Source organism: Camelimonas abortus, from assembly GCF_042432745.1.
GTDB lineage: Bacteria > Pseudomonadota > Alphaproteobacteria > Rhizobiales > Beijerinckiaceae > Camelimonas > Camelimonas abortus.
In genome coordinates this window covers 195,857-222,169 of the sequence record NZ_JBHLWR010000006.1, presented here as the reverse complement: position 1 = coordinate 222,169, position 26,313 = coordinate 195,857, and the positions used below count along the sequence as shown (strand labels likewise).

25 protein-coding genes are annotated in these 26,313 nt (G+C 71.7%); 14 read left to right on the top strand and 11 right to left on the bottom strand.

What is annotated here, in order from left to right:
- The first annotated feature begins 40 nt into the window (after positions 1 to 40).
- Both ACFFJB_RS03345 and ACFFJB_RS03340 read left to right on the top strand, forming a co-directional pair.
- On the top strand, positions 41 to 886 hold the full coding sequence (locus ACFFJB_RS03345; protein ID WP_376829469.1) for a 23S rRNA (adenine(2030)-N(6))-methyltransferase RlmJ: 846 nt from the start codon (positions 41 to 43) through the stop codon (positions 884 to 886).
- A gap of 170 nt (positions 887 to 1,056) precedes the next feature.
- The gene (locus tag ACFFJB_RS03340) at positions 1,057 to 1,677 is read left to right on the top strand and encodes a glutathione S-transferase family protein (protein WP_376829467.1); all 621 of its coding nucleotides are present in this window, start codon (positions 1,057 to 1,059) and stop codon (positions 1,675 to 1,677) included.
- 231 nt (positions 1,678 to 1,908) lie between these two features.
- Here ACFFJB_RS03340 and ACFFJB_RS03335 read toward each other — a convergent pair whose 3' ends face one another.
- Entirely contained in the window at positions 1,909 to 2,634 is a 726-nt protein-coding gene (locus ACFFJB_RS03335) for an outer membrane beta-barrel protein (RefSeq protein WP_376829465.1), read from the bottom strand.
- Between the two features lie 638 nt (positions 2,635 to 3,272).
- Here ACFFJB_RS03335 and ACFFJB_RS03330 point away from each other — a divergent pair.
- Together ACFFJB_RS03330 and ACFFJB_RS03325 are read left to right on the top strand one after the other, a co-directional pair.
- Complete coding sequence (locus tag ACFFJB_RS03330; RefSeq protein WP_376829463.1) at positions 3,273 to 4,070, top strand: glycosyltransferase family 2 protein; 798 nt, start codon at positions 3,273 to 3,275, stop codon at positions 4,068 to 4,070.
- Positions 4,067 to 4,831, top strand: a complete 765-nt coding sequence (locus tag ACFFJB_RS03325) for an SDR family oxidoreductase (protein ID WP_376829461.1) — start codon at positions 4,067 to 4,069, stop codon at positions 4,829 to 4,831. The genes ACFFJB_RS03330 and ACFFJB_RS03325 overlap by 4 nt, the downstream gene beginning before the upstream one ends.
- Positions 4,832 to 4,871: 40 nt before the next feature.
- Here ACFFJB_RS03325 and pgeF read toward each other — a convergent pair whose 3' ends face one another.
- The 3 genes from pgeF to lgt are packed head-to-tail and all read right to left on the bottom strand — an operon-like array spanning position 4,872 to position 7,647.
- Positions 4,872 to 5,633 carry a peptidoglycan editing factor PgeF gene (gene pgeF / locus ACFFJB_RS03320; protein ID WP_376829459.1) on the bottom strand — a complete coding sequence of 254 codons (762 nt, stop codon included), beginning with the start codon at positions 5,631 to 5,633 and terminating at the stop codon, positions 4,872 to 4,874.
- Complete coding sequence (locus ACFFJB_RS03315) at positions 5,630 to 6,811, bottom strand: class I SAM-dependent methyltransferase (RefSeq protein ID WP_376829457.1); 1,182 nt, start codon at positions 6,809 to 6,811, stop codon at positions 5,630 to 5,632. Before ACFFJB_RS03315 ends, pgeF begins: the two co-directional genes overlap by 4 nt.
- A complete protein-coding gene (gene lgt / locus ACFFJB_RS03310) occupies positions 6,808 to 7,647 on the bottom strand; it encodes a prolipoprotein diacylglyceryl transferase (RefSeq protein WP_376829455.1) in 840 nt (279 codons plus the stop codon). The genes ACFFJB_RS03315 and lgt overlap by 4 nt, the downstream gene beginning before the upstream one ends.
- 387 nt (positions 7,648 to 8,034) lie before the next feature.
- Here lgt and ACFFJB_RS03305 point away from each other — a divergent pair, with 387 nt between their 5' ends.
- The 4 genes from ACFFJB_RS03305 to ACFFJB_RS03290 all read left to right on the top strand — a co-directional run bounded on the left by ACFFJB_RS03305 (position 8,035) and on the right by ACFFJB_RS03290 (position 11,355).
- Positions 8,035 to 8,349: an accessory factor UbiK family protein gene (locus ACFFJB_RS03305; protein WP_376829453.1), complete on the top strand. Its 315-nt coding sequence runs from the start codon at positions 8,035 to 8,037 to the stop codon at positions 8,347 to 8,349.
- A 514-nt stretch (positions 8,350 to 8,863) separates the two neighbouring features.
- Positions 8,864 to 9,367: a type III secretion system chaperone family protein gene (locus ACFFJB_RS03300; RefSeq protein ID WP_376832510.1), complete on the top strand. Its 504-nt coding sequence runs from the start codon at positions 8,864 to 8,866 to the stop codon at positions 9,365 to 9,367.
- Positions 9,368 to 9,670: 303 nt separating this feature from the next.
- Positions 9,671 to 10,492 carry a pyrroline-5-carboxylate reductase gene (gene proC, locus ACFFJB_RS03295; RefSeq protein WP_376829451.1) on the top strand — a complete coding sequence of 274 codons (822 nt, stop codon included), beginning with the start codon at positions 9,671 to 9,673 and terminating at the stop codon, positions 10,490 to 10,492.
- A 107-nt stretch (positions 10,493 to 10,599) separates the two neighbouring features.
- Positions 10,600 to 11,355, top strand: coding sequence for a TetR/AcrR family transcriptional regulator (locus ACFFJB_RS03290; protein WP_376829449.1), 756 nt, complete (start codon positions 10,600 to 10,602; stop codon positions 11,353 to 11,355).
- Positions 11,356 to 11,658: 303 nt separating this feature from the next.
- Here the strand turns inward: ACFFJB_RS03290 and ACFFJB_RS03285 are convergent, their stop codons facing one another.
- From ACFFJB_RS03285 to ACFFJB_RS03275, 3 genes are all read right to left on the bottom strand, one after another.
- Positions 11,659 to 12,972: an ATP-binding protein gene (locus tag ACFFJB_RS03285; RefSeq protein WP_376832508.1), complete on the bottom strand. Its 1,314-nt coding sequence runs from the start codon at positions 12,970 to 12,972 to the stop codon at positions 11,659 to 11,661.
- A 235-nt stretch (positions 12,973 to 13,207) separates the two neighbouring features.
- A complete protein-coding gene (locus ACFFJB_RS03280) occupies positions 13,208 to 13,930 on the bottom strand; it encodes a response regulator (RefSeq protein WP_376829448.1) in 723 nt (240 codons plus the stop codon).
- Complete coding sequence (locus ACFFJB_RS03275) at positions 13,930 to 14,556, bottom strand: MarR family winged helix-turn-helix transcriptional regulator (RefSeq protein WP_376829446.1); 627 nt, start codon at positions 14,554 to 14,556, stop codon at positions 13,930 to 13,932. Before ACFFJB_RS03275 ends, ACFFJB_RS03280 begins: the two co-directional genes overlap by 1 nt.
- Before the next feature lie 312 nt (positions 14,557 to 14,868).
- Here ACFFJB_RS03275 and ACFFJB_RS03270 point away from each other — a divergent pair, with 312 nt between their 5' ends.
- Entirely contained in the window at positions 14,869 to 15,756 is an 888-nt protein-coding gene (locus ACFFJB_RS03270) for a branched-chain amino acid aminotransferase (RefSeq protein ID WP_376829444.1), read from the top strand.
- Between the two features lie 77 nt (positions 15,757 to 15,833).
- On the opposite strand, the gene pgsA is transcribed toward ACFFJB_RS03270, so the two are convergent.
- Positions 15,834 to 16,427, bottom strand: a complete 594-nt coding sequence (gene pgsA, locus ACFFJB_RS03265) for a CDP-diacylglycerol--glycerol-3-phosphate 3-phosphatidyltransferase (RefSeq protein WP_376829442.1) — start codon at positions 16,425 to 16,427, stop codon at positions 15,834 to 15,836.
- A gap of 126 nt (positions 16,428 to 16,553) precedes the next feature.
- On the bottom strand, positions 16,554 to 18,782 hold the full coding sequence (gene uvrC, locus ACFFJB_RS03260) for an excinuclease ABC subunit UvrC (RefSeq protein WP_376829440.1): 2,229 nt from the start codon (positions 18,780 to 18,782) through the stop codon (positions 16,554 to 16,556).
- 302 nt (positions 18,783 to 19,084) lie between these two features.
- Here uvrC and ACFFJB_RS03255 point away from each other — a divergent pair, with 302 nt between their 5' ends.
- The 5 genes from ACFFJB_RS03255 (at position 19,085) to pth (ending at position 23,341) form a co-directional block, all read left to right on the top strand.
- Positions 19,085 to 20,029 (top strand): ribose-phosphate pyrophosphokinase, encoded by a 945-nt coding sequence (locus ACFFJB_RS03255; protein WP_376832505.1) that lies wholly within the window; start codon positions 19,085 to 19,087, stop codon positions 20,027 to 20,029.
- A 133-nt stretch (positions 20,030 to 20,162) separates the two neighbouring features.
- A complete protein-coding gene (queC, locus tag ACFFJB_RS03250; protein WP_376829438.1) occupies positions 20,163 to 20,939 on the top strand; it encodes a 7-cyano-7-deazaguanine synthase QueC in 777 nt (258 codons plus the stop codon).
- 33 nt (positions 20,940 to 20,972) lie between these two features.
- Complete coding sequence (locus ACFFJB_RS03245; RefSeq protein ID WP_376829436.1) at positions 20,973 to 21,860, top strand: enoyl-CoA hydratase-related protein; 888 nt, start codon at positions 20,973 to 20,975, stop codon at positions 21,858 to 21,860.
- A gap of 145 nt (positions 21,861 to 22,005) precedes the next feature.
- On the top strand, positions 22,006 to 22,614 hold the full coding sequence (locus ACFFJB_RS03240) for a 50S ribosomal protein L25/general stress protein Ctc (RefSeq protein WP_376829435.1): 609 nt from the start codon (positions 22,006 to 22,008) through the stop codon (positions 22,612 to 22,614).
- A gap of 151 nt (positions 22,615 to 22,765) precedes the next feature.
- Positions 22,766 to 23,341 (top strand): aminoacyl-tRNA hydrolase, encoded by a 576-nt coding sequence (pth, locus tag ACFFJB_RS03235; RefSeq protein ID WP_376829434.1) that lies wholly within the window; start codon positions 22,766 to 22,768, stop codon positions 23,339 to 23,341.
- Positions 23,342 to 23,485: 144 nt separating this feature from the next.
- On the opposite strand, the gene ACFFJB_RS03230 is transcribed toward pth, so the two are convergent.
- Both ACFFJB_RS03230 and ACFFJB_RS03225 read right to left on the bottom strand, forming a co-directional pair.
- Positions 23,486 to 24,721, bottom strand: coding sequence for an ABC transporter substrate-binding protein (locus tag ACFFJB_RS03230; protein WP_376829432.1), 1,236 nt, complete (start codon positions 24,719 to 24,721; stop codon positions 23,486 to 23,488).
- 176 nt (positions 24,722 to 24,897) lie between these two features.
- Positions 24,898 to 26,112 (bottom strand): ABC transporter substrate-binding protein, encoded by a 1,215-nt coding sequence (locus ACFFJB_RS03225; RefSeq protein ID WP_376829430.1) that lies wholly within the window; start codon positions 26,110 to 26,112, stop codon positions 24,898 to 24,900.
- Positions 26,113 to 26,313 lie beyond the last annotated feature (201 nt).

The following is a 26,313-nucleotide window of genomic DNA, read 5'->3' as shown; positions in this document are numbered from 1 at the left end:
GGCGGCCCGCGCCCGCCGGCCGGGCAGCGCAGGATCCGCCTTGAACTACCGTCACGCCTTCCACGCCGGCAATTTCGCCGACGTCATGAAACACGTGCTGCTGGCGCGCATGCTGACCCATCTCGGCCGCAAGCCGGCGCCGTTCTTCGTGCTCGACACCCATGGCGGGCTTGGCCTCTATGACCTCGCCGCCGACGAAGCGAGCCGCACCGGCGAGTGGCTGCGGGGCGTGGCGCTGATGGAGGCGCCGTTCGCCGACGAGGTGGAGGCGCTGCTGGCGCCGTGGCGGGCGGCGCTGGCCGCCACGCGCCGGCGCCATGGCGAGACCGCCTATCCCGGCTCGCCGATGATCGTGGGCGAGCTGCTGCGCCCGGGCGACCGGGCGCTGGCGGTGGAGCTGCACCCGGCGGATTTCGGGGCGCTGAAGCGGGCGCTGGTTCCCGTGCCCGGGGTGCGCGCCCTGCACCTCGACGGCTGGACCGCCCTGCACGCCAACATTCCGCCGAAGGAGCGGCGCGGCCTGGTGCTGGTCGATCCGCCCTATGAGAAGACCGGCGAGCTGACCCGGGCCGTGGACGAAATGACCAGGGCGCTGCGCAAATGGTCCACCGGCGTGTTCGCCCTGTGGTACCCGGTGAAGGACCGCCGCCCGGTCGACGCCGCGGCGCGACGGCTGAAGGACAGCGGCCTGAAGAAGCTGCTGCGCCTGGAGCTGTATCTCGACCCTGACGGGCCGCCGGACAGGCTCAACGGCTGCGGCCTGTTCATCGCCAATCCGCCATGGAAGCTGGACGAGGAGGCGGCGCTGCTGCTGCCGGCGCTTGCCGCGCGGCTGGCGCCAGACGGGCGGGGCGGCGTCGTCAGCGCCTGGATCGCAGGCGAATAGTCCGCAGGCGCGCCGCCGGCTCGCGCGGCGCGGCGCCCTGCTCCTCCGCTTGCGCGCAAAACATTAGCCGGGCAAGATTTGCCGCCGCTTTGGGGAGCGGCGACAGACGGACGCCTGCGTCCGGCGCGCCGGCCGGAACAACCGGCCGGAGTGTGAGGGAGGGGGTACTGATGCAGTTGCGATCATCGCCGATGTCGCCATACGCGCGCATGGTCATCATCGCGGCCGACGTTCTCGGACTTGCGGAGAGGCTCACCATCACGCCCGCCAGCGTCATGCCGCCGGACGGCGAGCTGGCGACACAGAACCCGCTGGGCAAGATCCCGGTGCTGGTGCCGGACAACGGCCGCCCGCTCTACGATTCGCGCGTCATCATCGACTATCTCGACTCGCTGGCCGGCGGCGACCAGATCATTCCGGCCGGCGTCGGCCGCCATGACGCGCTGTGCCTGCAGGCGCTGGCCATCGGCATGATCGAGGCGGCGGTGCTGCAGGTGTACGAGCGCCGCTACCGCCCGCCGGAGCGCCAGCACCAGCCGTGGGTGGACGCCCAGGCGGCCAAGGTGAACGCCGCCCTCGCCGTCCTGGAGCAGGATCCGCCGGCGCGGCCCGGCGCCTCGCATTTCGGCCTGCCGGACGTGGGGCAGATCGCGCTGGCCTGCGCGCTCGGCTATCTGGATTTCCGCTTTGAAGGCGCCTGGCGCGCCGGCTGTCCGAAGCTGGCGGCGTGGCTGGACGTCTTCGCCGCCAAGGTGCCGGCGTTCGGGCGCACGCGTCCCCCAGCGGCCTGACGGGCGCGGCCGCCGCGGCGGGCTTCTCCCGCAGCCCCTTTCCCCCGCTGCGACGCGGCGCCGGCGAGTGTCCCAGGAGACGGTGATGAAACCGCCCCCGCCGGGGCGGTTTTTTCATGCGCCGCGACGGCGACGGCGCACGGGACATATGCGCGGGGACAGGCGCGCAAAACAGAAAACCCGGCGGTGAAACCGCCGGGTTCCTGAACACGTCGGGAAGATCCCGGATGATCAGAACTTGTAGTTCAGACCAACGCGGACGACGCCGAACTCGTTGCGCTTGTTGACGCCGGCCAGCCAGGCGTCGTCAGCAATGTACCAGGCGTTCTTGTTCTTCTCGAGCGAGACGTACAGACCCTCGACCTTGGCGGTCAGGTTGTCGGTGAAGGCGTACTCCAGACCGCCGCCCAGCACCCAGCCGGCCTTCGTGTCGGAGTTGTTCGAACGATAGTAGAAGTCGTTGTAGCCGTAGTAGCCGCGGTCGCTGCCGCCGCCGCCGTAGGCGAAACCGCCGGTCACGTACAGCAGGGCGCGGTCGATGGCCACGCCGGCGCGGGCGCGGACGGTGCCGAACCACTCGATGCCGGTGCCAGCATAGCCCCACTGCTTCTGCTTCAGGTCAGCGTACTGGATGTCAGCCTCGGCGCCGACGACGAACTGGCCGATCTGGTAGTTGTAGCCGATCTGGCCGCCGCCGACGAAGCCGCCGTCGTTGTTGCCCGAGCCGTAGCCGAGGTAGGCGTAGCCCGGCACGTACAGGTAGCCGTAGTCGTTCTTGTGGGTGTTCCAGCCGTAACCAGCGTTCACGCCGACATAGAAGCCGGTCCAGGTGAACACGGGAGCAGCAACCACCGGAGCAACCGGAGCGTACTTACGGGACGGCAGGTCAGCAGCGAAAGCGGAGCCGGCAGCCATCATGGTGGCGGCGGCGACGCCAGCGAGAAGAATCTTTTTCATCACTCACTCCGTTCTTTGCTTGCGATGGAGGGCCTGAGCCGCTCACCGCGAGTTATAGCCTCCTACACCGAACCGCGCCGCCGTGTCTGTAGCACTCCCGCAACAGCGCCATCCGGCATTAAGGCAAGATTGTGATAGCGACGGCCAGCCCGCCGCAAACCACAACCAGCCCCGGAAGTTTCCGCAGCAACCGTCGCGCTGACGGCGCCTTCCCGTCGCCATGGCCGCATCTGCCGGCGATGGCGACGGGAAGGCGCCGCTGTAGTGACAGCATGGCGGCTCTGGCGTCTTCCGTGACCGTTGCTCCATTCATAGCGCAATTGTGGCCGGAGTGGAGAGAAACGCCGGCCCTTGGCTAAGGAGATGTTAATCGCAACGGAAGTGGTTGCAAAGCATTGCGTTTGCGCGCCATTCGACGCGACGTAAGGGGGCGCCGCAGTTGCGGCGGCGGGCGGGCGGTTTCGCGTCATGCGGCGCGGCCAGCCGGCGCAGGCGCGCCGCGCCCGCCCGTGCAGCGCCGCAACAGCGGCCGGCGAAACGCCGCCGCGCCGCGGCGATTCCCGCTCCGGCCCGCCGTCCGCGCTTGCCCGCTCCGCCGGCTCCATGGCACTAGCGGTGGCGGAACGGGGCCCAGGCGCATGACCTCCAGCGACATTCAAATTTCCGTGTTCGTGATCGCCAGGGACGAGGCCGATCGCATCGGACCGGTGCTGGACGCCGCCCGGCGCGTCTCTGATGACGTGATCGTGATCGACTCCGGCTCCACCGACGGCACGCAGGAGGTGGCCCGCGCCCGCGGCGCGCGGGTGATTCACCATGACTGGCCCGGCTACGGCATGCAGAAGCGCTTCGGCGAGGACCAGTGCCGCCACGACTGGGTGCTGAACCTGGACGCCGACGAGGTGATGCCGGACGACCTTCTCCGCGAGATCCGGGCGCTGTTCGCCGCCGGCCCGCCGCCGTGCGACGCCTACCGCATCCGCATCGCCGAGATGTTTCCGGGCGAAAAGGCGCCGCATCCGCTCGGTTTCTCGCTGGCGCCGGTGCGGCTCTACCGGCGCAGCGCCGGCCGCTACTCCGCCTCGCCAGTGCATGACCGCGTCGAGCTGAAGCCGGGGACGCGGGTCGGGCGGCTGAAAGGCGTGATCCATCACTTCTCGGTGCGCTCGATCGGCGACCAGATCGCCAAGCTCAACCGCTACACCGACATGCAGGCGGACGATCTCGAGGCCCGCGGCGTGAAGGTCTCCGCCATCCGCCTGCTGCTTGAGTTTCCGGCCAATTTCCTCAAGGCCTATGTGGTGCGCCGGCATGCGCTGCGCGGCGTCTACGGCTTCATGACCGCGATGAACTTCGCGTTTTACCGCTATCTGCGGGTGGCCAAGCACATGGAGCGGCGCCTTGCGGAGAAGGCGCGCAGGGAGGGGCGACTGTGAACAGCAGGCAGACCAGGGCGGCGCTCGTCACCGGCGGGGCGAAACGCATCGGCGCCGCGATCGCGCTGGCGCTGGCCCGCGACGGCCACGCCGTGGCCATTCACTGCAACCGTTCGGTGGCGGAGGCCGAGGCGCTGGCCGCGCGCATCGCCGCCGGGGGCGGACGCGCGGCGGTGGTGCGCGCCGACCTTGAGAACGCCGCCGAAACCTGCCGCCTCGTGGACGACGCCGTCGCCGCGCTCGGCGGTCTTTCCCTGCTGGTGAACAGCGCCTCGCTGTTCGAGGCGGACGAGATCACCGCCCTGGACCTCGCCCTGTGGGAGCGCCAGTTCGCCGTGAACCTGCGGGCGCCGGCGATTCTCTCCAGCGCCTTCGCCCGCGCCCTGCCGCCAGGATCGGAAGGCGCCATCATCAACATTCTCGACCAGCGGGTGTGGAAGCCGACGCCGCGCAACTTTTCCTACACGCTCACCAAGTCGGCGCTTTACACCGCCACCCGCACCATGGCCCAGGCGCTGGCTCCGGCCATCCGCGTCAACGCCGTCGGTCCCGGCCCGGTTCTGGCCAGCGGGCGCCAGACCCCGGACGATTTCGCCGCCCAGGTCGCCAGCCTGCCGCTGGCGCGGGAGATCGCGCCGGAGGAAATCGCCGACGCGGTGCTGTGGCTGGCGAAAGCGCGCAACGTCACCGGGCAGATGATCGCCGTGGACGGCGGACAGCACCTGGCCTGGCGCACGCCGGACGCGCTGGTGCGCGAGTGACGCCGCCGGGCCGCGCCGGCGGCGGACGGCTGCGCGCGGCTCAGGCGAGCGCGATGGCCGAGATCATCCGGCCGTAATCCGGTTCGCCGCGATGGGTGGCGCGCCGGTAGCTGTAGAAGCGCGCCTCATCGGCGTAGGTGCACAGGCCCAGGTCGTGAAAGGCGCCGACGCCGGCCGCCTCCAGCCGGGCCCGGATGTAGCCGGGCAGGTCGAACATGGCGTGGTCCGGGCGCGGCGACGGGGCGAAGTGGCGGGCGCTGGCGGGATCGGCCGCGAGGAAACGCGCCACGAACTCCGGCCCCACCTCATAGGCGTCGCGGCTGATGGCTGGCCCCAGTACGGCCACCACGCCGGCGCGGCGGGCGCCGAGCGCCTCCATGGCCTCGAGAGTCGCCTCAAGCACGCCGGAGAACGCGCCCTTCCAGCCGGCGTGGGCGGCGCCGATCACCCGGCTGGTCTGGTCGGCGAACAGCACCGGGCCGCAGTCGGCGGTGGCGATTCCCAGCGCCAGGCCCGGCGTGGCCGTGACCATGGCGTCGGCGCGCGGGCGCTCGCGCCATGGCCCCGCGACCGTCACCACCGCGGCGGAGTGGATCTGCCAGAGGCTGAGCAGCCGGTCGGGGGCGACGCCGAGCGCCGCCGCCATGCGGGCGCGGTTCTCGCGCACCGCATCCGGCGCGTCGGACGAGCCGGCGCCGCCGTTGAGGGAGGCGTAAATCCCCTGCGAGACGCCGCCCCCGCGGGTGAAAAAGGCGTGCCGGACATGGGGAATGGCGGCGAGCGGGGCAGCGGAGATCTTCACGACGGGCGCCTCAGGGCTCTGACGATGGAGGGTTGCGGCATGTGCGGGGCCTCGCGGCGCGGCGCAAGGCCCGGCAGCGGACCGAGCTGCGAGGCGGCCACGGCCATCACCTTGAACAGCGCGCCCATGCCGCCGGCCTCGCTGGAGGTGAGACGGCGCAGGCCCTCGTCAATGACGCGGCGCTGGGCCTCGCGGGCGTTGCGCTTGAGCTGTTCGGCGCGGGCGTTGGCGCCAAGCGCCCGCAGGAAGGCCCCCTGCTCCACCGGCCCGTCCACCACCACGCCGCGCGCCAGGGCGGCGCGGGCCAGCGCGCCGAAATCCACATGGGCGGTGATGTCCGCCTCGCCGGGCGTGGAGAGCGGATGCACGTACTGGTGCCGGCGCACCGCCTGCAGCGTGTCGCCGACCGCGCTGACCGCATGGCCGTAATCGATGATGAGCGCCGCGCCGCCGAACCGGCGCAGCCTGTCGGCCAGCCCCGCCACCATGTTGATGGCCGCCACCGGGATCTCCATGATCGCCCCCTCGTCGCCGGGCAGCTCGTCGAGGGCCGGCTCCGCCTCCGGCGCGAGTCCGAAGATGAGGCCGCCGTCCGGAGCGAGCCCGACCAGGCGCTCGCGCCAGCCGTCCGGGGCGCGCTGGTACTGGCGCACCGGCAGGGCGTCGAAAAACTCGTTGGCGATGAGGATCATCGGCCCTTCCGGCACCTCGCCGAGGTGATTGCGCCAGGCCACGGGAATCGACGACAGCTCCCCTTCCGCCGACAGCGCCTGGCGCTGCAGCTGGCGCAGCACCGGGCTGGTCTCGACGAGGCTGAGGCGCACCGCGCTGCGGAACTGCGGCGCCACGCGGGCGGCGCGCAGGGCGTCGGCGATCAGCGCGCCGCGGCCCGGCCCCAGCTCCACCAGGTGGAGGTCGCGCGGACCGCCCATCATCCGCCACACCTCGGCGCACCACAGGCCGATCAGCTCGCCGAAGATCTGCGATATGTCCGGCGCGGTGATGAAGTCGCCGTCCGCGCCAAAGGGGTTGCGGGTGATGTAATAGCCCATCGTCGGGTGGCCGAGGCACAGCTCCATGTAGCGCTCGACCGGCATGGGCCCCTCGAGCGCGATCAGGCGCGCGATCTCGCGCCCCAGCGGCGTGGCGGGCGGTCCGGAAAGTCGCGTGGCGCTCACGCCGTTTTCTCCCCCTGCGGCAGGCTGCGGCCGGACAGCGCCAGCCACAGCAGCGCGGCGCCGGCGACGAACAGCGGAATGCTGAGCAACATGCCCATGGTGAGCCCTCCGGCGAGAAAGCCAAGCTGCGGATCCGGCTCGCGGAAGAATTCACAGCCGATGCGGGCCACGGCGTAGCCCATGGCGAACACGCCGCTCACCGCGCCGGGCCGGCGGAAACCGGCCACGCGCACCGCGATGGAGACGGCGATGAACAGCAGCACGCCCTCCGCCAGCGCCTCATACAGCTGGCTGGGGTGGCGCGGAACCGGCGCGGCGTGGGGAAAGGTCACCGCCCACGGCAGGTCCGGCGCCGGGCGCCCCCACAGCTCGCCGTTGATGAAATTGGCGATGCGGCCGAGAAACAGGCCGATGGGCGCCACCGCGCCGGCGAGATCGAACAGCGACAGCGGGGCGAGGCCGCGCCGCCGCGCCAGCAGCCACATGCCCGCCAGCGCGCCGGCGAAGCCGCCGTGGAACGACATGCCGCCGCGCCACACGGCGAAGACGGACAGCGGATCGGCGAGATATTCCTGAAGATTGTAGAACAGCACGTAGCCGAGCCGCCCGCCCAGCACCACGCCGAGGGCCACATAGACCAGCATGTCGTCGAGGTCCGTGCGGGTGGGCGCGCGCACCGGGCCCCACAGGCCGGGGGAGCCGATGAGGCGGCGCGCGTACAGCCAGCCGCCCACCAGGCCGGCGATATAGGCCAGGGCGTACCAGCGCACCGAGAAGGGCCCCACGGAGAAAATCACCGGATCAACGGCCGGAAAGGGTATGGCGAGCAGCGGCATGTCGGGTCCACGGTTGGCGTGCGCCGGCGTCCGGCGGCGGACGCTGCGCGCGTCCCGCCGCGGCCGGCATTGTCTCCTGATTCTGCACGCGGCGGGAGAGCGCGCCGCCCCCGCGCGCGGGTCCGGGGTGGAGAACCGCAGGCAGGCGTGACAGTCCCGTTTTGCGCGGGTGATGACGGCGGATCAATGGCGCCCCGCCAGCCGGGACTGGTTGATGCGGCGCGACGGCGTCATTATGTACCGGACGATCCCGCCCTGCAGGCGCGCCTGCGCGGGCGTGCCCATGCAGGACGGGCGGACGCCCGGAGCCCCTGCGCGGCGGGGCCGCCCCCCGGCTTCCGCCGCAACACGCGCCGCAGGCGGCGCCGGACGCACTGGAGAACGCCCATGTCCATCGGCCCCAACCGTCTGCTCGACGAACTCTCCCGCCTCGCCACCGACGCCATCGGCGCCGCCCAGGGCGTGCGTCGCGAGGCTGCGGCCGTGGCCCGCGGCCAGCTCGACCGGCTGACCCAGACGCTGGACATGGTCTCGCGCGAGGAGTTCGAGGCGGTGCGCGACATGGCCATCGCCGCCCGCGAGGAAAATGACCGGCTGAACGCCCGCGTGGCGAAGCTTGAGGCGGCGCTGGCCGCCCTGACCGGCGACCTGGCCGCCGGCGACGGCGCTCCCGAAAGCCGCGCCTCCGGCGACGCCGCCTGAGACGCCGGCGGGCGAACGGGCGCCCGCGTCTGCGACGCGGCGTTTTTTTGCCCGTCTTTCAGGCGCGTAGCGCCCCATCGGCGACATATTGTCCGGTTCCCTTGTGGACAGCGTTCCGGATGGCGCTTCCGGCCGTTGTGACCCGGCGGCGAATCCCTGACTGTCTCGGGGTGTCCGCGGGATTTCCCGGCGGATGCGTCGCCCGGCGGACGGCTGGCCACGGCAGGTCCGGCAGGATGGCGTCCTGGCCGGCGACGGAGGGAGACCGCCGCGTCTCACGGCGCCGGCGCCGTTTCCCTGAGCCGCGCCGGCCTTCCGGCCGCAGGCCATGGCCGGCGCACGCGCCTCTGGCGCAGCGGGCGTCGCCGCGTCCAGGCGCGGCGCGCGCCCCGGGCGATGCGCCGGCAGCCAGAAGCGCGCATGAAACGCACATATGGCGCGCGGCCCGGCCGCCGCCGCTCCAGCCAGTCCGGAACGGGCGCCGGAGGCGGGCCGCAAGCAAAGGGGTTTCGGCATGAACGTCACCGACCTTGCCGTCGCCAGCCGCAGCGAGCATCCCCTGGATGTGCTGGAGCGCCTTGTCGCCAGTCAGAACTGGGCCTTCGACCGTGAAGACGAGGATGAGCTCTGCGTCACCGTCGGCGGCAGCTGGGCCGAATATCACATCGCCTTCACCTGGGTTGAGGAAGTCGAATCGCTGCATGTGGCCTGCGGCTTCGACCTGCGCGCGCCGCCGCGCCGGCGCGCCGAGGTGATGAACCTCATCTCGCTGGTCAACGAGCAGCTCTGGCTCGGGCACTTCGATTTCTGGTCGTCCGAGAACGTGGTGATGTACCGCCACGGCCTGCTGCTCGCCGGCGGGGCGGAGCCCACCGCCAGCCAGTGCGAGGCGCTGCTGCGGGCGGCGCTGGAGGCGTGCGAGCGGTATTACCAGGCGTTCCAGTTCGTGCTGTGGGCCGGCAAGCCGGCGCGCGAGGCGCTGGACGCGGTGCTGTTCGAAACCCGCGGCGAGGCCTGAGCCCGCCCGCCGGACAGGCGGCCCGCAAGGCGCGGCGCGCCCGCAGGCAGGCCCGCCTTTTCCCCGCCCCATGCGGCGGGGCGCCGCCGCGCAGGACCGCAGGGCGCGCCAGGCTGCGGCGCCCGGGCGGGCGCGCGACGGACGCCCCGCCGGCGCGGTTTTCTCTCCCCTGGACGGACGAAACGCGCTAGGTGAACGGCGCGCCGCCGGCGCGGCCGCCGTGGTCCGCGCCGCGCGGCGACGGTGGTGATACGGGCGCTTCCGCCGGAGGCCGCCCGGCAGCTTTCAGGATGAGGGCCCGACATGGCGCAGTTTCCCGCTTCCATCGTTCTCGCCGGCGCAGGCCGCATGGGCGGCGCCATGCTTGAGGGCTGGCTCGAAGGCGGCCTTGATCCCGCCACGGTGCAGGTGCTGGAGCCGCACCCCTCGGAGCGGCTGAACGCCCTCGCCGCCCGCTTCGGCTTCGCCCTCAATCCGGCGCCGCAGACGCTGCGCCCGCCGCGCGCCCTGGTGCTGGGCGTCAAGCCGCAGACCATGGCGCAGGCGGCCCCGACCCTCGCGCCGCTGGCCGGTCCCGACGGCTTCGTGCTGTCGGTTCTCGCCGGCAAGACGCTGGACAATCTCGCCGCCGCCTTTCCCGGGGCGGGCGCCGTGGTGCGGGTGATGCCGAACCTGCCCGCCTCGATCCGCCGCGGCGTCAGCGTCGCGGTGGCCGACGCCCGCGCCGGCGCCCAGGCGCGCGCTGAGGCCAGCGCCCTGCTGGAGGCGGTGGGCGCGGTGGAATGGGTTGACGACGAGTCGCTCATTGACGCGGTCACCGCCGTCTCCGGCTCCGGCCCGGCCTATGTGTTCCATCTGGTGGAGGCGATGGCCGAGGCGGGCGTCGCCGCCGGCCTGCCGCGGGCGCTCTCCGAGCGCCTCGCCCGCCAGACGGTGATCGGCTCCGGCGACCTGCTGCGCGAGTCGCCGGAAAGCGCCGCCGCCCTGCGCGAGGCGGTGACCTCGCCTGGCGGCACCACCTTCGCCGCCCTGCAGGTGCTGATGCGCGAGAAGGACGGCATGCCGGCGCTGTTCGCCGAGGCCATCGCCGCGGCGGCCCGCCGCTCGCGCGAGCTCTCCGGCTGAGGCTCCCCGCCTGGCCGGCGCGCGGGCCGTGACGGCGGCGGCGGATGCGTCATAATGTGGACGTCGCGGCGTCATGTAATGGCAGTCCACGCCGCAGGGAGATCGCCATGTCCGCCACCCACGCCGCCGAACGCGACGCCGCCGACCCCCGGCCGCCGCGCGAACGGATCATTGACGCGCTGATGGCGCTGGCCGCCGAACGGCCGTGGCATGAGATCGGCATCGCCGACATCGCCGTCCGCGCCGGCGTGACGTTGCCGGAGTTTCTCGCCGCATTTCCGTCCAGGGGGGCGGTTCTTGGCGGCTTCGCCCGCATGATCGACATGAAGGTGCTGGCCAGCCACGCCGCCAGCGAGGACGACCTTGGGGGCGAGCCGCCGCGCGACCGGCTGTTCGACCTGATCATGAACCGGCTCGACCACATGGCGCCCTATCGCGAGGGGCTGAAGTCGGTTTACGCGGGGGTGATGCGCGAGCCGCTGACCCTGGCGGCGCTCAACCGGGCGGCCCAGAACTCCTGGCGCTTCATGCTGGTGGCGGCGGGCATTCCGGTGGAAGGGCCCATGGGGCTGCTGCGGGTGCAGGGCGCGGCGCTGCTGTTCGCGCGCGTCGTCGCCGTGTGGCTGGAGGATGACGACCCCGGCCACGCCAGAACCCTGGCCGCGCTGGACCGGGAGCTGGAGCGCGCCGGCCGTCTGCTGGCCGTCGCCGGCGGGGCGTGGCGCGCGACCCGCCCGCTGCGGCGCCTCGCCTGCGCGGCGCTGGACTGCGGCCGCCGCGAACGGCGCCCGTCCGCCCGCCCCCGCGGCCCGGAGGCCCCGGAGGCGCAGGACGGCGCCGCCGTCTCGCCCGGGCCGGCGTAAGCGCCCGGGCGCCGCGCCGGAACGCGACCGGGCGCCGTCGCGGCTCGTTCCGCGTCGCCCTGCCGCCCCTGTTCTTCCCCTTGCTGTCCCGGCGCCGCCACGCCCTGGCGTCATGCCCGGGCCTGCCGCGGGCGTCCATCTGACGGGCAAGCGGCGATGACGGCGGGGCGGCTGGCCGTCTCCCGCCCCCCGGGCCGTCCGTCGCGCGGCGGCGGCGCGCGCAGTGCAGGGCCCGCATGCCGCAGCGGGAGGAATGACGGCCGGCGCGCGGGAACGGCGGCGGCCGCTCCGGACCATGCGCCCCTAGACCGGGATCCGCACCAAGGCGCGCAGGCCGCCCATGGGGCTGTCCTGCAGCACCACGTCGCCGCCGTGCAAACGGGCGATGTCGCGGGCGATGGCGAGGCCAAGGCCAGAGCCGCCCTCGTCCTGGTTGCGCGCCGCGTCCAGCCGCACGAACGGCTTGAACACCTCCTCGCGCTTGTCCTCGGGCACGCCGGGGCCGTCGTCGTCCACGGTCACCACCAGCCAGCGCGCGTCGCGGCTGGCGCCGAGCGCGATGGCGTCGCCATGGCGGGCGGCGTTGGAGGCCAGATTGACGATCATGCGGCGGAAGGCGTCGCCGCGCACCTTCACCCGCAGGTCGCCCTCGCGCGTCAGCCGCACGTTGTGGCCCACGCGCTCAAGGTCAAGCTGCACGTCCTCCAGCAGCTCGCCCACGTCGGTGACGTCGGCCTGCTCGCCGACGTCGCCGCGGGCGAAGGCGAGATAAGCCTCCAGCATGCGGCTCATCTCGTCCACGTCCTTGCGCAGGTCGGCGACGTCGGGATCATCATCGGGCATCAGCGCCAGCGACAGCTTGAAGCGGGTGAGAATGGTGCGCAGGTCATGGCTGACGCCGTTGAGCATGGCGGTGCGCTGCTCCATGGCGCGCTCGATGCGCCGCTTCATCTCCAGGAAGGCGACGCCGGCGCGGCGCACCTCGGCGGCGCCGCGCGGACGGAAGTTGGGCTCGCGGCCCTTGCCGAACTCCTCGGCGGCGTCGGCCAGACGCAGCACCGGCCGGATCTGGTTGCGCAGGAACAGGATGGCCACCGTCATCAGCACCAGGGCGGTGCCGAACATCCACATCAGGAAGATGTGCGAGTTGGAGGCGTAGGCGAGGCTGCGCCGCGCCAGCACGCGCATGACCGCGTCGCCGAGCTGGACGCGGATCTCGATCAGGTTCGACTTGCCGACAGTGTCGATCCAGAACGGCCGGGCCACCTGGCGGCGGATCTCGTCGGAGAGCACGCCGTCAAGGATGGAGAAAAACGGCTTGGGCAGCGGCGGCGGCAGCTTCTCGCCGGGCAGGAAGTCGACGTCGAGCCCGAGCCGGTCGGCGGCGATGCGCGAGAGGGTGCGCCCGTCCGCCTCCTGCGGATAGCTCTCGTAAACGTCGATCAGGGCGGCGATGTCGGCCGAGACCGCCGCCGACATGCGGCGGGTGACCGTCTGGTAGTGGCGCTCGAGGAAGACGTAGCCGATCACCGACTGCAGCAGCAGCATCGGCGTGATGATGATGATGAGCGAACGGGCGTAGAGGCCCTTGGGCATGGCCGCCCGCAGGCGGCGCATGGCCAGGCGCCACCAGCGACGGGCCACGCCGGCCGGCCAGGCGACGGCCGGCCCGCCGCCGCCTGGCGCAAGGCGCGCGCCCGCCGCCGCCACGGCGCGAAGCACGGCCCCCGCCAGGGCGGCCAGCGCCAGCCCGGCGACGGCGAGACCGCGCAGCGCCGCGGCGCCCGCCCGCCCCAGCCGCGCCAGGACGCCGTCTTCGCCAGGCGGCGCGACCTCCCGGCGCTCCTCCATCTCAGCCATCCACGAGCAGGCGGTAGCCGACGCCGCGCACGGTCTGCAGCCAGGCGGGATTGGCGGGATCCTGCTCGATCTTGCGCCGCAGGCGGTTGATCTGCACGTCCACGGTGCGTTCGTTGGCCGCGCCCGGACCGGCGGCGCCGGAAATCACCTCCCGCGGCACGTTCTCGCCGCTGTGGGTGGCGAGAATGGTCAGGATCTCGCGCTCGCGGTCGGTGAGGCGCACCAGCTCCTCGCCGCGGCGCAGCTCGCCGCGGTCGATGCGGTAGGTGAAGGGGCCGAAGGTGACCTTGTCCGGCGTCTGCGGCTGCTCGCCGGCGGCGGTGCGGCGCAGGATGGCGCCGATGCGCAGCAGCAGCTCGCGCGGCTCGAAGGGCTTGCCCAGATAGTCGTCCACGCCGATCTCGAGGCCGCGGATGCGGTCCTCCGGGTCGGCCCGGGCGGTGAGCATCAGGATGGGGGTGTCGCTGGCGCGGCGCAGCCGGGCGGCGAAGTCCATGCCGTTTTCGCCGGGCATCATCACGTCCAGCACCAGCACGTCGAACTGCACGTGGGCTAGCCGCGAGGCGGCGTCGGCGGCGTCGGCGGCGGTGGTGACGCGGTAGCCGTGGTCGCCGAGAAACCGGGCCAGCAGGTCACGCAGGCGCCGGTCGTCGTCCACAACCAGCACGTGCGGGGCGTCGTCCAGCACCGGAGCGCGCACTTTCGCCGCAGCCATCAGCCTTTCCCCCGCAGCTGGCCTCCGCGCCGGTCCGGCAGGCGCTGGTCGGTGAGCGCCCCGAGGAAATCGGCGACATGGGCGCGCGCGCCCGGGGCGCACTGCGCCAGCGCCCGGTTGATGCGCCGGCTCTGCAGCACCGCCAGCTCGTGCACAAGCGCGGCGCCGGTGTCCGTAACATAGAGCAGGCGCTGGCGGCGGTCAGCCTCGCCTTCTTTCTGGGTGATGTGGCCGCGGTCGATGAGCTCCTTCAGCACGCGGTTGAGCGACTGCTTGGTGATGCGCAGCAGCTCCAGCAGGCCGTTGACGGTCATGCCCGGATTGCGGCTGACGAAATAGAGCACGCGGTGATGGGCGCGGCCGAAGCCGTCAGCGGCGAGGCGGCGGTCGGCGTCGCCGACGAAATCCCGGTAGGAGAAAAACAGCAGCTCGATGAGGTCGAAGGCAGGCTCCGGCCCGGCCAGGGGCGCGGCCTGCGGCTCCGGCGCCCCGCCCTGCTGCGGCGGCGGGCCGGCGCGCCCGACGGCGGACGCCCCGCAGCCGGGCCGGTCCAGAAGCTCTGGCGTTGCGGGCCGGTCGCGCTCGGTCCGGCAGTCGGACACGGTCACCTCCATTATGTCAGTCATATTGACGTATCCCAGCTCCACGCCGGCCCGTCAAGCGGGGCGCGCCGGCGGACGATTCGCCCCGCGCCCTGACGCCATGCCACTTGTGCGGCGCGGAGCGGCGGCGCAATACCCTGGGCCGGGGGCGCCCGCAGCCCGCCGCCGCGCCGCAGGCCGGCGCGTCGCGGGGCGCGGATGGGGCCGCGGATGCGGCCTGCCCCTGCGAGAGGGCATGGGCCGGCCCGCCACGACTTGCCATGTCCGCGTGTTGTGAACGACATTGTGGCGAATTATGGCGCCCGGCGCCAAAACCGGTAACTGGAGGAAATTGAGATGTCCGCGATTCCCATGGACAAGCGGGACGGCGTCATCTGGTTCGACGGGCAGCTTGTGCCGTGGGCCGACGCCAGGATCCACGTCCTGACCCACGGCCTGCACTATGCGTCCTGCGTCTTCGAGGGCGAGCGGGCCTATGGCGGACAGATCTTCAAGTCGCGGCAGCATTCCGAGCGTCTCAAGCAGTCCGCGGAGCTGCTCGACTTCACCATCCCCTACACGGTGGAGGAGCTGGACGCGGCCAAGCAGCTGGTGATCGAGAAGAACAACCTGCCGGACTCCTACGTGCGCGCCTTCGCTTGGCGCGGCTCGGAGGCGCTGGGCGTTTCGGGCATGGCCAACACCATCCACGTGGCCATCGCCGCCTGGGAGTGGCCGAGCTATTTCGACCCGGAGGAGCGGCTGAAGGGCATCCGCATCACCATGGCGGACTTCCGCCGGCCTGATCCGCAGACCATTCCCTCGCGGGCCAAGGCCGCGGGCCTGTACATGATCTGCACCATCTCCAAGCACAAGGCCGAGCGGACGGGCTACGCCGACGCCCTGATGCTGGACTGGCGCGGCCGCGTGGCCGAGTGCACCGGCGCCAACATCTTCTTCACCAGGAACGGCGTGCTGCACACGCCGGTGGCGGACGCCTTCCTCAACGGCATCACCCGCCAGACGGTGATCGAGCTGGCGAAGCGCCGCGGCATCGAGGTGCAGGAGCGGGTGATCATGCCCGGGGAGCTGGGCGACTTCGAGGAGTGCTTCATTACCGGCACCGCCGCCGAGGTGACTCCGGTGAGCGAGATCGCCGAGTGGCGCTTCACGCCCGGCCCCATCACCCGGCAGCTGATGGACGACTACACCGCCGAGGTGCAGCCGAAATCGGCGGCGGCCTGACCGGGCCGCTCCCGCCGTCCTGCGGGCCGGGCCATGGCCCGGGCGTCCCCGTCGCCGGCGGGCGCGCGGATGCGCCGTCAGCGCCCCTGTCCGTCCGCCTCCAGCAGGCGTCGCACGCCGGCGCGCATGTAGTCCCAGCCGGTGTAGAGGGTCAGCAGCGCCGCCGCCCACAGCAGGATCACGCCGATGCTGCTGCTGGCCGGCAGCACGGCGTCGCCGGCCGGCCCGACGATCAGAAACCCGACGGCGACGAGCTGCAGCGTTGTCTTCCATTTGGCCACGGTGGACACCGGCACGCTGACGTGCAGCCCGGCGAGAAATTCGCGCAGGCCGGACACCAGGATCTCGCGCGCAAGAATGATGATCGCCGCCCACAGGGACCAGCCGGCGATGTCGCCGCTGGCGCACAGCATCAGCAGCGAAGCCGCCACCAGCACCTTGTCGGCGATGGGATCGAGCATGCGGCCGATGGCCGACTGCTGCGACCATGCGCGGGCGAAATAGCCGTCGAGATAGTCGGTGACCGCCGCCAGCACGTAGATGGCCAGCGCCGCCCAGCGCATGGCGTGCTCCTGCGGCCAGAACAGGCAGCCGGCCACCGCCGGCACGGCGACCAGGCGGGCGTAAGTGAGCAGGTTGGGCAGGCTGAAGGCGGTCGGGCGTGTGGTCACGGTGCAGCTCACGGTCGGCGCAGGGCCAGGGCGGCGGAACGGCGGACAGCGGCGGGCGGGCCGCGGGTCCGCGCGCCGCCCGCGCGGCGGACCCTGTGACGGAACCAGGCCGGCGCCCTGCGGCAATCAGCCGGCGCCATCATGAAAGAAAGCGTAAACGGCCCGCGCGGTGGCGGCGTTGACGCCTGGCGTCCGCGCCAGATCCTCCAGCGAGGCGGCGGCGACCGCCTTCGCCGTGCCGAAATGCAGCAGCAGCGCGCGCTTGCGCGCCGGCCCGACCCCCGGGATGCCGTCCAGCGGGCTGCGGGTCAGATCCTTGCGACGGCGGGCCCGGTGCGCGCCGATGGCGAAACGGTGCGCCTCGTCGCGCAGACGCTGCACGAAATACAACGCCGGATCGCGCGGCGGCAACCGGAACGGCCGCCGGCCCTCCATGAAAAAGGTCTCGCGGCCGGCGTCGCGGTCGGCGCCCTTGGCGATGGCCGCCAGCGCCACCCCGGTCACCCCCAGTTCGGCGAACACGGCGCGCGCCGCCTCCAGCTGGCCGCGGCCGCCGTCCACCAGCACCAGGTCCGGCCAGGCCGGCAGCGCGCCGGGGTCGGCGGCCTCGTCCGCCAGGCAGGCCTCCGCCTCCGGCGCCGGCGACGGCCCCGCCCCGGCGCCGGGCGGCGCGGCGACGTCCGCCCCCGCGGCCGCCGCCTCCGTCGCTGCCGGACGCGGCGCCTCCTTCAGCAGCCGGGCGAAGCGGCGGCGCAGCATCTCCTTCATCATGGCGTAATCGTCGCCGGGCGTGAGATCGGCGGCGCGCATGTTGAAGGTGCGGTAATGGGTTTTGGCGAAACCGCCCGGCCCGGCCACGATCATGCCGCCGACGGCGTTGGTCCCCATGATGTGGGAGTTGTCATAAACCTCGATGCGGCGCGGCGGCCGCGGCAGGCCAAGGGCGCCGGCCAGCGCCTGCATCAGCTTCTGCTGCGAGGCGGTTTCGGCGAGGCGGCGCGACAGCGCCTCATGGGCGTTGCGGGCGGCGTGGCCGGCCAGGTCCCGCTTCTCGCCGCGCCTCGGCGTGACCAGCTCCACCGCGTGGCCGCTCTTCGCCGCCAGCGCCGCCGCCAGCAGCTCGCTGTCGTCGGGCTCCGTCGAGGTGAGGATCAGGCGCGGACACGGCCGGTCGTCGTAAAACTGGGCGATGAACGCCCCCAGCACCTCGCCGGCGCCCGTCGAACGGTCGGCGCGGGGGAAATAGGAGACGTTGCCCCAGTTCTGGCGGTTGCGGAAAAAGAACGCTTGCACGCAGAACTGCCCGGCCTGCTCGGCGATGCCGAACACGTCCGCCTCCTCCACCGTGCGCGGGTTGATGTCCTGCGACGACTGGATGGCCGAGAGCGCGGCGAGACGGTCGCGGTAGCGGGCGGCCTTTTCGAACTCCAGCCGGTCGGACGCGGCCTGCATCTCGCGGGCGAGGCGCTCGCGCACGGCGGTGCTGCGCCCGGAGAGGAACGCCTTCGCCTCGGCGACGAGGGCGTCGTAGTCCTCCTGCGAGATTTCGTTGGTGCACGGGCCGGAGCAGCGCCTGATCTGGAACTGCAGGCAGGGCCGCGTGCGGTTCTCGAAATAGGTGTCGGAGCAGGTGCGCAGCATGAAGGCCCGCTCCATGGCGTCCAGGGTGCGGGCCACGGCGCTGGCGCTGGCGAAGGGTCCGTAATAGTCGCCCGGCCGGTTGCGCGGGCCGCGATGCTTCACCAGCTGCGGCGCGCGATGGCCGGACGTGACCAGGATGTAGGGAAACGACTTGTCGTCGCGCAGCAGCACGTTGTAGCGCGGTCGCAGCTGCTTGATGAGGTTGGCCTCCAGCAGCAGCGCCTCGGTCTCGGTGCGGGTGGTGACGAACTCCATGCGCGCCGTGGCGGCGATCATGCGCGCGGTGCGCGCCCCGCCGTGGCCGACGCCGCGGGTATAGCTGGCGACGCGGTTCTTCAGGTTGCGGGCCTTGCCGACGTAGAGCACCTCGCCGCTGGCGTCGATCATGCGGTAGACGCCGGGCGAGCCGGGCAGCGTGCGCCAGAAACGGCGGATGACCTCGACGCCGGCGGCCAGCGCCCCCTCCGCCATGGCGGAGTCGCCGGCGAGATCAAGCTCGACGCCGGAGTCGCTCTCGGCGAAGCCGGCCTGCGCGTCGCTCTCCGCCGGCGCGGGATACGCTGGCGCCGGCCCGCCGGCGGGCGGCGGCTCAGGGTCGGCGGGCCGCGCGGCGGCGGCCGCCGGCGCGGGCGCGCCGGTGCCTGCAGCGTCCGCGGCGTCAGGCGCCGCCGGACCGGCCTGTCCGGAAGGGGTCGCGTGAGGGAGGCGGCTCATGTCCATGATCTAGTCGCGTCAGCGCGCTTTCGCAAAGTCAGGACGCGGCGGCGCCATGGCGGCGCGTCTCCGGCCGGAGACATTTTTACGCGTCTGGCGCCAGGGCCGCCGCAAAGTCTGCTGTTGTTCCCGCCGGCGCGCGCTGGTAATAGCCGGACGTCCAGTCCCCAGCGTCAGTTCCCGGCAGCCACGCGTGACCGCGCGGGCTGACGCCGCACACCGTTCCGGCCCGCGCAGGGCCTTTTCCGGAAAGGTCGCAACTGCCCGCGCCGCGCCGGACACATCAGAGAATGGCCGTCAGCATGAAACCCTCCATCAAGCTCGTCGCCGGCAACTCCAACCGGCAGCTCGCTGAAGCGATTGCTGAATATCTGGAAACGCCGCTGGCGACCTGCCAGGTCAAGCGTTTCGCTGACATGGAAGTGTTCGTGGAGATCCAGGAGAACGTGCGCGGCGAGGACGTGTTCGTGATCCAGTCCACGTCCTACCCCGCGAACGACCACCTGATGGAGCTGCTGATCATCATTGACGCGCTCCGCCGCTCCTCGGCCCGCCGCGTCACCGCGGTGATTCCCTATTTCGGCTACGCCCGCCAGGACCGCAAGCCCGGCCCGCGCACCCCGATCTCCGCCAAGCTGGTGGCCAACCTCATCACCCGCGCCGGCGCCGACCGCGTGCTGACGCTGGACCTGCACGCCGGCCAGATCCAGGGCTTCTTCGACATCCCCACCGACAATCTCTACGCCGCCCCGGTGATGGTGCGCGACATCAAGGAGCGCTACGCCGGCGAGGACGTGATGGTGGTCTCGCCCGACGTGGGCGGCGTGGTGCGCGCCCGCGCCCTCGCCAAGCGCATCGACGCGCCGCTGGCCATCGTCGACAAGCGCCGCGAGCGCCCCGGCGAGAGCGAGGTGATGAACATCATCGGCGACGTGCAGGGCCGTTCCTGCATCCTCATCGATGACATCGTCGACTCGGGCGGCACGCTGTGCAACGCCGCCGAGGCGCTGCTGCAGAAGGGCGCCAGGCAGGTTTCCGCCTACTGCACCCATGGCGTGCTCTCCGGCGGCGCGGTGGCGCGCATCGCCTCCTCCAGCCTGAAGGAAATGGTCATCACCGATTCGATCCAGCCGACCGAAGCGGTGCGCGTGGCCAGGAACTTCCGCGTGCTCTCCATCGCCCCGCTCATTGGCGAGGCCATCGGCCGCACCGCCTCCGAGACCAGCGTCTCCAGCCTGTTCGACTGAGCCGGCTGGCGGCCGCCTGACCCTGCGGCCCGGAGGCGCGACGGCGCTTCCGGGCCGTTTGCGTTATGATCGGCCCGCCCGCTCCGGCCGCGGAGCCGGCGGGTCCGCGTTTCAGGCCTGACCAGGAACCCGCATGCAGCTGAACGATGACCGCGCCCTGGTGCTGCTTTCCGGCGGCCAGGACTCCTCCACCTGCCTCGCCTGGGCGCTGGCGCGCTTCGCCGAGGTGGAGACCATCGGCTTTGACTATGGCCAGCGTCACGCGGTGGAGCTCACGTGCCGCAAGACCATCCGCGCCGCGCTCGCCGATCCGGCCGCGCCCTTCGCCGCGCGCCTGCCCGGCCGGCTGGGCGAGGACCACATGCTGGAGCTGTCGGCGCTGGGGGCGATTTCGGACACGGCGATGACGCGCGAGATCGCCATCGTCGCCAGCGAATCCGGCCTGCCCAACACCTTCGTGCCCGGGCGCAACCTGCTGTTCGCCACCTTCGCCGCGGCCGTCGCCTACCGGCGCGGCTGCCGGCACATCGTCCTCGGCGTGTGCGAGACCGACTTCTCCGGCTATCCGGACTGCCGCGACGACACGATCAAGGCGCTGCAGGTGACGCTGAACCTCGGCATGGAGACCCGTTTCGTGCTGCACACGCCGCTGATGTGGCGCGACAAGGCCGCCACATTCGCCTTGGCCGAGGAGCTGGGCGGGGCGGCGCTGCGCGACGTGATTCTGGAGCACAGCCATACCTGCTATGTGGGCGACCGCTCGCGCCGCCACGACTGGGGCTATGGCTGCGGCGCCTGTCCGGCCTGCGAGCTGCGCGCCGCCGGCTGGCGGCGCTACATGGCGGCGGGAACGGCCGCCGGCCGGGCGCCGCGCGGGGATGGTCGACGCCCCGCGCCCCGGCGCCGATAATGGCCAGGGCACAGGAACAGTGGAGGAAACCCCATGTCCAGCGACAGCGCCGCCGCCGGCGGCGAGGTGCTTCTCGTCGACGATCCAGCGCCTGGGGTGCGCCGGCTGACGCTGAACCGGCCGCACAGGCGCAACGCCCTCAACAACGCCCTGCGCGGCGCGTTGATGCGCGCCCTGGAGGAGGCGGACCGGGATCCGCAGGTGCATGTCACCGTCATCCGCGGGGCCGGCCCGTGCTTCAGCTCCGGCTACGACCTCTCCGAAAACAACGCCGAAGGCCAGCCGTTCTACACCCCCGGCGGCCCCGGCCAGTGGGCCCGCCACGTGACCGACGGCTGGACGCGCATCTGGGACCTGGCCAAGCCGGTGATCGCCCAGGTGCACGGCTACTGCCTCGCCGGCGGCAGCGAGCTCGCCGCCTGCTGCGACCTGGTCTATGTGGCGATGGACGCGCAGATCGGCTATCCGCCCACCCGGCTGATGAGCCCGCCGGACAACCAGTTCCATCCCTGGCTGGTGGGCATGCGCCGGGCCATGGAGCTGTATCTCACCGGCGACGCCATGACCGGCGTGGAGGCGGCGCAGTGGGGCTTCGCCAACCGGGCCTTTCCGTCGGAGGAGCTGGAGGAAAAGGTGCTGGCCGTCGCGCGGCGCGTGGCGCTGACGCCGCCGGAGCTGCAGCAGATCAACAAGCGCGCCGTGCACCGGGCCATGGAGATCATGGGCCTGCGCGCCGGCATCCGCGCCGGAACCGAGCTGCAGGCGCTGGCGCTGACCACCCGGGCGAGCCACGACTATTTCAGCCGATTCCGCCGCGACGGCGCCAGCGTGTCGCAGCTGCTGGGCGAACGCGACGCCGCCTTCGGCGACTACCGCGCCAGCCCGAAGGCGCGGCCGCAGGAGCCCGGCGCCGGCGGCTGAGACGGCCACGCACGCCGGCGCCCCGTTATTGCCAGCGGCGCCGGCGGCGGCTATAAGGCCCCTGCCCGTCAGACACCCTTGGAGGCGCGGGCACGGACCGGCCGCCGCGAGGCGGCTGTTTGCATTCGTTTCAAGGATTTCAATCATGACCGCCGTCAAGCAGATCATCGCCGAGGCGCGCGACCGGGTCGGCAAGGGGGCCGCCCGCGCGCTGCGTCGCCAGGGCCGCACGCCCGCCGTCATCTACGGCGCCGGCAAGGAGCCCCTGCCGATCTCCATCGAATACGCGCCGCTGCGCCAGGCCATCTACGCCGGCGGCTTCATGACCACCATCTTCGAGATCAGGGTGGGCGACCGCGTCGAGCGCGTGATTCCGCGCGACTACCAGCTTGACCCGGTGCGCGACACGCCGCTGCACGTGGACTTCCTGCGCGTGACCAGCGACGCCACCATCGACGTCGAGGTGCCGGTGCACTTCATCAACCATGAGGCTTCGCCCGGCCTGAAGGCCGGCGGCACGCTGAACGTGGTGCGCCACCACGTGAGCCTCTCGGTCAGCCCCAACGCCATTCCGGAGGCGATCGAGATCGACCTGACCGGCCTCCAGATGGGCGACACCATCCACATTTCCGCCGTGAAGCTGCCGGAAGGCGCCCAGCCGAGCATCTCCGACCGCGACTTCACCATCGCCAGCGTGGTGCCGCCCACCGTGAGCGAGGAGGCCGCTGCGGCCGAAGGCGCTCCGGAGGCCTGATCCATCGCGGCCGCGCAGTCGCGCAGCGCGTGACGGCGACGCGGAAACCGGCGGGAGCGGCGACGCCCCCGCCTTTTTCATGACCGCCGCTTCATGACCGCCGCGGCGCCGCGTCCGCGGACGGAAGGCAGGAACAGGAAGGGCGACTGGCATGCTGCTGTTCGTCGGCCTGGGCAACCCGGGCGCCAAATACGCCGGCAACCGTCACAACATCGGCTTCATGGCCGTGGACGCCATCGCCAGACGCCATGGCGCCGAGCCCTGGCGCAGCCGCTTCCAGTCCCAGGCGGCCAACGTCATGCTCGGCGACGCGCGCGTGCTGCTGCTGAAGCCGCAGACCTACATGAACGAATCCGGCCGCGCCGTGGCCGAGGCGGTGCGTTTCTTCCGCATACCGCTGCAGGACGTTGTGGTGTTCCACGACGAGCTCGACCTCGCTCCCGGCCGCCTGCGGGTGAAGACCGGCGGCGGCAACGCCGGCCACAACGGCCTGCGCTCCATCACCAGCCTTGTCGGCAACGACTACCGGCGCGTGCGCATGGGCATCGGCCACCCCGGCCACAAGGACGCCGTGCACGCCTGGGTGCTCGGCGATTTCGCGAAGGCGGAGCGCCCATGGGTGGAGCGCCTGTGCGACGCGGCGGCCGACGCCGCGCCGCTGCTGGCGCAGGGCGACGACGCCGGCTTCGCCAACCGGGTGCATCTGGCCTGCCAGGACCCGGCCTGAGACGCCGGCGTGGCGGCGCGCTCCGTGCTCCGCCCGGAGCGCCTTTCCGCCGCGCCCGCCAGGCGCCGCGCCGGCGAGCCTCCAGCCGGCGGGCGTTTTTCCCGGCGGGCGCAGGGCCCGCGGCGCGCCGGCCGCGAGCCGCCGTCAGTCCATGGCGCCGCTGATCACCGGGCCGAAGTTGACCCAGCGGTCGCCCTCGAAGCGCATCATGCGCTCCTGCTCGATCGGATAATAGTCAGTCGGGCTGGTGTTGATGGTGATGCCCGGCTGCAGCATGCCCGGATCGAAGTTCTTGAGGTTGGCGGCCTGCCTCATGACGTTCTCGCGGGAGAGGTCGTCGCCGGCCTGGCGCAGCACCTGCTCCAGCGTGCGGGCCACGTTGTAGCCGTAGACATAGTTGGACTGGCTCTTGTCGACGCCCGGCAGGTACTTGTCCATGAAGGCGTTCCACTCCTTCACGCCGGGATCGTCCTTCAGCCCCGGATCGGTGGGGTCCTTCATGTAGTTCACGCTCATGACGCCCTGGGCGTTCTCAAAACCGGCGGGCTTCATCACCGAGCCCACCGAGGCGGAGACGTTGACCAGCAGGTGCACGGGCTTCCAGCCGATCTCCGCCACCTTGCGGATGGCCTGGGCGGCGAACTTGGGCGTGGTGATGTTGACGAATATGTCGGCGCCGCTTGAGCGCAGCTTGAGGATCTGCGCGTCCACCGTCGGCGCCGAGATCTCGTAGGACTCCTCGGCGACGATCATGTCCTTCGCCCTGGCGCCGAGGCCGTCTTTCAGGCCTTTCAGATAGTCGCGGCCGAAGTCGTCGTGCTGGTAGAGCACGGCGATCTTGCCCTTCGGGTGGTTGTCGAGAATGTAACGCGCGTAGATGCGCCCCTCGCCCTGGTAGGTGGGCTGCCAGCCCATGGTCCACGGGAAGGCCTTGTAATCGCCCCATTTGGTGGCCCCTGTGGCCACGAACAGCTGGGGCACGCCCTTGTCGTTGAGGTACCGCTGGATGGCGGTGTTGGACGGCGTGCCCAGCGGGTTGAACACCAGCAGCACGTTGTCCTGCTCCACCAGCTTGCGCACCTGCTCCACCGCCTTGGGCGGGCTGTAGCTGTCGTCATAGGAGATGAAGGATATCTTGCGCCCGTTTATTCCGCCTTCGTCATTTACCTTGCGAAAATAGGCCGCCTCGGTCGTTCCGATGGTGCCGTAGGCCGAGGCGGGACCGCTGTAGGGCATGATGTTGCCGATGCGGATCTCGGTGTCGGTGACGCCCGGCCCGTAACGTTTCTCCGCCGCCGCGGCCTGCGGCGGCCCCGCGAGCGCGGCGAGCGCCAGGCCCGCAAGGGTCGCGCCCACCCTGGTCAGTGTCGCTGCGTACATGGCATTACCCTCTCTGAATGAACGGCCGCGCGCTTGTCGTTCATCCCCGCGCGCTTGCCGTCCATTCTGTTTCAACTGTAACCAGTTGCAACGGATAACGACGCGCATCCTCCTTAAACCATTGACGCATATACTTTCTTCCAGGTCGCCCCACCCGCCGGACCAGGCGCCGCGGACTACAGGCGCGCCTCCGTCGCGACCACGCCGCCAAGCGGACGCCAGCGCTCGCCGTCGAACTGCAGCGGCTGCAGCTGTTTGAAGGGGAAGTAGTCCTGCGGCCCGGTGCTGATGGTCACCCCCGGCAGCAGCAGCCCGAGGCGCAGCTCCCTGATGGAGGTGGCCTGGCGCATCAGGTTGTCGCGCGTCAGCTCGTCGCCGCAGCGTTCGAGGACGTGGGTCAGCAGCTGCCCCAGCACGTAACCGTAAACGACAAGAATATCGTTGCGGTCCGCCCCCGGCAGGTAACGGTCCAGAAAGGCGTTGAGCTCGGCCATGGCGGGATCGTCGCGCCAGGCCGGATCGGCCGGATCCTTGAGGTAATAACTGCTGATGACGCCCGCGCCATTGGCCAGCCCGGCCGGCCGCATGACGCCGGCCACGGTCTGCGACACGCTGACCAGGTAGCGCTCCGGCCGCCAGCCGGTCTCGGCCATGCGGCGGATGGCCTGGGCGGCGAACTTGGGCGTGGCGACGATGAACGCCACGTCCGCCCCGGCCGCCTTCAGCGCCAGCAGCCGGCCGTCCACCGTGGCGTCGCCGGTTTCATACGGCTCGCGCGCCACGATCATCCGCTCCGCCCGGTCGCCGAGCCCCCCGGCCAGGCCCTTGAGATAGTCGCGGCCGAAGTCGTCGTTCTGGTAAAGCACGCCGATGCGTCCCGCCGGCGTGCGCTCCAGCATCAGCCGCGCGTAGACCTGTGCTTCCGCCTGGTAGGAGGGCTGGCCGCTGATGGTCCAGGGATAGTTGCGCCAGTCGCCCCATTTGGTCGCCCCGGAGGCCACGAACAGCTGCGGCGTGCGCCGGTCGTTCAGGTACTGGCGGATGGCGGTGTTGGAGGGAGCGCCGAGCGGATTGAACACGGCCAGCACCCCGTCCGATTCGACGAGGCGACGGGTCTGCTCCAGCGCCCGGGCCGGATTGTACGCGTCGTCACGGCTGATGAAGCGCACCGGCCGGCCATTGACCCCGCCCCCGTCATTGACCTTGCGGAACCATGCCGCCTGCACCTGTCCGATGACGCCATAGGCCGAGGCCGGGCCGCTGTAGGGACAGATGGAGCCGATGCGGATCTCCTCCACCCCCGCCCGCGCGGCTGGCGCGCCCAGCAGCGCCGCGCCCGCCGCGGCGCCCGCCACGAAGCCCCTGCGCGAAAGAGCCTTCCGTCGCATCATGTTTGCCCCCAGTTATCTATAATTCAGGCCACGGGTCTCTTCCGGCGTAGCCAGAGGGGGCGGAGGCGCCAAGCCCCTGCAGGGCGCCGGCGTGGCGCCGGCCGGCGCCCGCGCCGCCAGCCGGCGGAGGCGGAACGAAAAATACATTTTATGTCATGATGTTGCCATGACGCGCCGCGCGCGTCCCAGGCCGGAGCGGCC